We start from the raw sequence: 5,234 nt of genomic DNA on the forward strand, positions 1-5,234 counted from the left end.
TTGAATTTCAAGGAGTTTCTCGTTCCGACTACGCTGGAAGTGGGGCGCATTATAAGGGGATTCGAACGCGCGTCAAGGCTTAATTCCAATAAACCCCACTATCCCTGAAAAGCAAAGCGGGGAGGCCTGTCGGCCTCCCCGCTTTTCATCACCTATATATAGCCTCAGAGCACACCAGCACTGCGCAAGCGCCCAAGCGCACCGCCATCCAACCCCAACACATCACCTAGCACCTCCTCCGTGTGCTCACCCAACAGCGGCGGCGCACGACGATACTTAACGGGCGTTTCCGATAACCTGATAGGGCTGGCCACCTGCGGCACACTCCCAGCCAAGGCATGGGGCATGCTCACAGCCAGGCCGCGCGCAAGCACTTGCGGGTCCTGGAACATCTGCGCCAGATCATTGATCGGCCCACAGGGCACGCCTGCAGCTTCCAACTGGCTCACCCACTCAGCCGTTGTCTTGAACACCGTGGCCTGGCGAATCAACGGAATCAGCTCCGCCCGATTGGCCACCCGCAGCTTGTTGGTTGCGAAGCGTGGGTCATCAGCCCATTGAGGCTGACCAGCCACCTCGGCGAACTTGCGGAACTGGCCATCGTTGCCGACGGTAAGAATGAAGTCGCCATCTGCGGTCGGGAAATCCTGATAAGGCACAATATTAGGATGTGCATTGCCCAGCCGTCGCGGCGGGTTGCCGGTAGTGAGGTAGTTCATCGCCTGATTGGCCAGGCAGGCTACCTGCACATCCAGCAAGGCCATATCGATGTGCTGCCCGACACCGGCCTGGTCGCGATGGGCGAGGGCCGCCAGTATGGCCACGGTCGAATACAGCCCAGTCAGAATATCGGTAAGCGCTACCCCCACCTTCACAGGTCCGGCACCCTCATCACCGTCGGGGCGCCCGGTCAGGCTCATCAGCCCGCCCAGCCCCTGGATCATGAAGTCATAGCCCGCGCGCTTAGCGTAGGGCCCGGTCTGACCGAAGCCCGTGATCGAGCAATAGATAAGCCGGGGATTCACCGACTTCAGGCTCGCGTAATCCAGCCCATAGGCAGCCAGCCCGCCAACCTTGAAGTTTTCAATGACGATGTCCGACTTCGCAGCCAGCTCACGCACCAGGCGCTGCCCCTCTGGCTGAGTAAAGTCGATGGTCACCGAACGCTTGTTACGGTTGGCCGACAAATAGTAAGCCGCCTCACTGGTGTTCTCGCCTTGTACATCCTTGAGGAAGGGCGGCCCCCAGGCGCGAGTATCGTCGCCGCTGCCTGGGCGCTCGACCTTGATCACGTCGGCGCCCAGGTCAGCCAGAATCTGACCAGACCAGGGCCCAGCCAGCACACGGGAGAGGTCCAGCACCCGCAGATGAGATAGCGCGCCCATACCCTGGCTCCTTATCAATAGAAGGCCTGGATGCCGGTTTGCGCGCGCCCCAGAATCAGCGCGTGTACGTCATGGGTGCCCTCATAGGTGTTGACCACCTCAAGATTGACCAGATGACGCGCGACGCCGAACTCGTCGGAGATACCGTTACCACCCAACATGTCACGGGCCATACGCGCAATGTCCAGCGACTTGCCGCACGAGTTGCGCTTCATGATCGAGGTGATTTCCACCGCAGCGGTGCCCTCGTCCTTCATACGCCCCAAACGCAGGCAGCCTTGCAGGGCCAGGGTAATTTCGGTCTGCATGTCGGCCAGCTTCTTCTGGATAAGCTGATTGGCAGCCAGCGGGCGGCCGAACTGCTGACGGTCCAGGGTGTACTGGCGAGCGGTGTGCCAGCAGGCTTCAGCAGCCCCCAAAGCACCCCAGGAAATACCATAACGGGCAGAGTTCAGGCAGGTGAACGGACCTTTGAGGCCACGCACATCCGGGAAGATGTTTTCCTCAGGCACGAACACATTGTCCATCACGATTTCGCCGGTGATCGACGCGCGCAGCCCGACCTTGCCATGGATCGCCGGTGCACTGAGGCCCTGCCAACCCTTTTCAAGAACAAAGCCGCGGATATCGCCAGCGTCATCCTTGGCCCAGACCACGAACACATCGGCGATCGGGCTGTTGGTGATCCACATCTTGCTGCCGCTCAGGCGATAGCCACCGTCCACCTTCCTGGCACGGGTGATCATCGAGCCCGGGTCGGAGCCATGGTTAGGTTCGGTCAGGCCGAAGCAACCGATCCACTCACCGCTGGCAAGCTTGGGCAGGTACTTCTGCTTCTGCGCTTCGGTACCGAACTCGTTGATCGGCACCATCACCAGTGAAGACTGCACACTCATCATCGAGCGATAGCCAGAGTCGATACGCTCCACTTCCCGGGCAATCAGCCCGTAGCACACGTAGTTGAGCCCACTCCCGCCATATTGCTCGGGAATGGTCGCGCCCAGCAGGCCGACTTCACCCATTTCGCGAAAAATAGCGGGGTCGGTCTGCTCATGACGGAAAGCCTCCAGCACCCGCGGGGCCAGCTTGTCCTGGGCGAACTGATAGGCGCTGTCACGAACCATGCGCTCTTCTTCAGTGAGCTGCTGGTCCAGCAGCAGCGGGTCGATCCAGTTGAAGCTTGCTTTACCGGCCATGAGTGAAATCCTCGAAATAGGGGAGCAGATTCTTGTGCCTTTGATCCTAGGCCTGATCTACAACGAGGACAAACGAGGATTGCGCACGTATTAGTGATAATTTATCACTCCGAAACACACAAAAACCCCATCTTGCAAACCCTATAAGTGAGGTTGCTGTACATGCGTCGCAAGATCCCCAGTACCACCGCATTGGTCTGCTTCGAAGCAGCAGCGCGCCACGAGAGCTTTACCAAGGCCGCTCAGGAACTTGCCCTGACCCAAGGCGCCGTCTGTCGCCAGATCGGCGGCCTCGAGGGGTTTCTCAACGTGGAACTGTTCCGGCGCTCGCGGCGCGGCGTCAAGCTGACAGAGGCGGGACTGTCGTATAGCCGCCAGGTTGCCGCACAGCTGGATGCTGTAGAGCGTGACACCTTGTCGGTAATGCGCCAGCAAGGTGCCAACGTGATCGAACTGGCCGTAGTACCGACTTTCGGCACCCAATGGCTGCTGCCGCGGCTCAAGGACTTCCAGCAACGGCACCCGGATGTCACTGTCAACCTCACCAACCGCACACGGCCGTTCCTGTTTGCCGACACCACGTTCGATGCCGCTATCTATTTTGGCGATGCCGACTGGTCAGGCACGCACTCCCACCGCCTGATGGGCGAAAACCCGGTACCCGTGTGCAGCCCAGCCTTGCTGGACGGGCAAGGCATGCTCGACGCGACGCGAATCGCCCACCTGCCGCTGCTGCAGCAGACCACGCGGCCCTATGCCTGGCGACAGTGGTTCAATGGTCTGGGCATGAACGTTTCCGGGGACATGACAGGCCCGCGCTATGAACTGTTCTCAATGCTGGCCCAAGCTGCCACCCACGAGATGGGCATCGCGCTGATACCACCGTTCCTGATCCAGCGGGAACTGGAGGAAGGCAGACTGGTGGTCGCTAACAGATACGCCCTGTCCAGCGACAAGGCCTATTATCTGATGATTCCCGAGCGCAAGGCCGAATCGGCGTCGCTGCGGGCATTCCGTGATTGGCTACTGGGGCAGGCACAGCATTACATCGCCCCTTCCCTACCCTTGTAGTCAATTATTTTGAACACCTACAGATGTATGTTTTTGTCGCATATAAGCAAACTGTTCAGGTGAATCGAAAAACCCCGACAAAACCGCTAAACACGCGGCTTTCAGAGGGTTTTACGACCTTCGCGAGTCCATCTGCGAAATCAGCGCAAAAAATTTCAAAAAATCCCCTAATCTGCCAATAGCCCATGTTTGACGGGCTGCGCCCTATCCGTTGCGACATACGGTCACAGGGTGACTTGTAGTTTTAACTTCGTTTCGCTCCAGAACCGGTTGAAGGCCCCTGGGTTCGTCTGCAAAATGCTCCGCCCGCCCTGGATTCGGCGGACTGGCGCTCAACAGCCAAACCCGCGCACCACCCGAAGTGCGCTGGCTTCTATAAAGACAAAAAGGTCACCGCAGGAGAAATAGTCGTGCACATTGGTGTTCCTCTCGAGACGCAGACCGGTGAGACAAGGGTCGCTGCGACCCCGGAAACCATCAAGAAACTGATTGGCCAGGGCCATCAGGTCACCGTCCAACGGGGGGCAGGGCTCAATGCCAGCATTCCGGACAGTGCCTATGAGGCCGTGGGCGCTTCCCTGGGAAGTGCAGCCGATGCCTACGGCGCCCAACTGGTCCTCAAGGTGGTCGGTCCCAACGACCAGGAGCTGGCCCTGATCCACAGCGGCAGCCTTCTGGTGGGCATGCTCAACCCATTCAACAACGAGCTGATCGGCAAGATGGCAGAGCGCGGTATCACTGCCTTCGCCCTGGAGGCCGCGCCGCGTACATCCCGGGCCCAGAGCCTGGACGTGCTGTCGTCCCAGGCCAACATCGCCGGTTACAAGGCCGTGTTGCTGGCTGCCCATCATTACCCGCGCTTCATGCCCATGCTGATGACCGCCGCCGGTACTGTGAAAGCCGCGCGCGTGCTGATCCTGGGTGCTGGCGTTGCCGGCCTGCAGGCCATCGCCACCGCCAAGCGCCTGGGCGCAGTCATCGAGGCGTCCGACGTACGCCCGGCTGTCAAGGAGCAGATCGAGTCGCTGGGCGCCAAGTTCATCGACGTGCCCTACGAGACCGATGAGGAGCGCGAGTGCGCGGAAGGCGTCGGCGGCTATGCCCGGCCGATGCCGGCCAGCTGGATGCAGCGCCAGGCCCAGGCCGTGCATGAGCGAGCCAAACAGGCCGACATCGTCATCACTACGGCGCTCATCCCCGGCCGCAAGGCACCGACCCTGCTCAGCGCCGAAACCGTGGCGCAGATGAAACCAGGCTCGGTGGTCATCGACCTGGCCGCTGCCCAAGGCGGTAATTGCCCGCTGACCGTGGCCGACCAGGTCGTGATGGAAAACGGCGTGACCATCGTCGGCCCGACCAACCTGCCGGCCCAGGTGGCAGCAGATGCCTCGGCACTGTATGCACGCAACCTGCTGGATTTCATGAAGCTGCTGTTCGACAAGGACGGCGCGCTGGTCATCAACCTCGAAGACGACATCGTCGCCGCGTGCCTGATGTGCCGCGACGGCCAGGTCGTGCGCAAGAACGGCTAAGGAGCACGACAATGGAAGACATGCTGATTTCCCATGGCATCTACAACCTG

General features: G+C 60.3%; 4 protein-coding genes. 2 read left to right on the forward strand and 2 right to left on the reverse strand.

Features of this window, described 5'->3' with window-relative positions:
- Window positions 1–164: 164 nt before the first annotated feature.
- A complete protein-coding gene (locus tag BLX42_RS12125; protein WP_161871843.1) occupies window positions 165–1,385 on the reverse strand; it encodes a CaiB/BaiF CoA-transferase family protein in 1,221 nt (406 codons plus the stop codon).
- Between the two features lie 14 nt (window positions 1,386–1,399).
- A complete protein-coding gene (locus BLX42_RS12130; RefSeq protein WP_012316821.1) occupies window positions 1,400–2,581 on the reverse strand; it encodes an acyl-CoA dehydrogenase in 1,182 nt (393 codons plus the stop codon).
- A 162-nt stretch (window positions 2,582–2,743) separates the two neighbouring features.
- Here BLX42_RS12130 and BLX42_RS12135 point away from each other — a divergent pair, with 162 nt between their 5' ends.
- A complete protein-coding gene (locus BLX42_RS12135; protein ID WP_046786714.1) occupies window positions 2,744–3,652 on the forward strand; it encodes a LysR substrate-binding domain-containing protein in 909 nt (302 codons plus the stop codon).
- Window positions 3,653–4,062: 410 nt separating this feature from the next.
- Window positions 4,063–5,184, forward strand: coding sequence for a Re/Si-specific NAD(P)(+) transhydrogenase subunit alpha (locus tag BLX42_RS12140; RefSeq protein WP_161871844.1), 1,122 nt, complete (start codon window positions 4,063–4,065; stop codon window positions 5,182–5,184).
- The last annotated feature ends 50 nt before the right edge of the window (window positions 5,185–5,234 follow it).

Origin of the sequence: Pseudomonas sp. SG-MS2 (genome assembly GCF_009933855.1) — a bacterium.
GTDB lineage: Bacteria > Pseudomonadota > Gammaproteobacteria > Pseudomonadales > Pseudomonadaceae > Aquipseudomonas > Aquipseudomonas putida_E.

What these genes read in the sequence shown, in the direction of transcription:
- BLX42_RS12125 (WP_161871843.1), bottom strand. Translation starts at nt 1,385, where the DNA reads ATGGGCGCGCTATCTCATCTGCGGGTGCTGGACCTCTCCCGTGTGCTG.
- BLX42_RS12130 (WP_012316821.1), bottom strand. Translation starts at nt 2,581, where the DNA reads ATGGCCGGTAAAGCAAGCTTCAACTGGATCGACCCGCTGCTGCTGGAC.
- BLX42_RS12135 (WP_046786714.1), top strand. Translation starts at nt 2,744, where the DNA reads ATGCGTCGCAAGATCCCCAGTACCACCGCATTGGTCTGCTTCGAAGCA.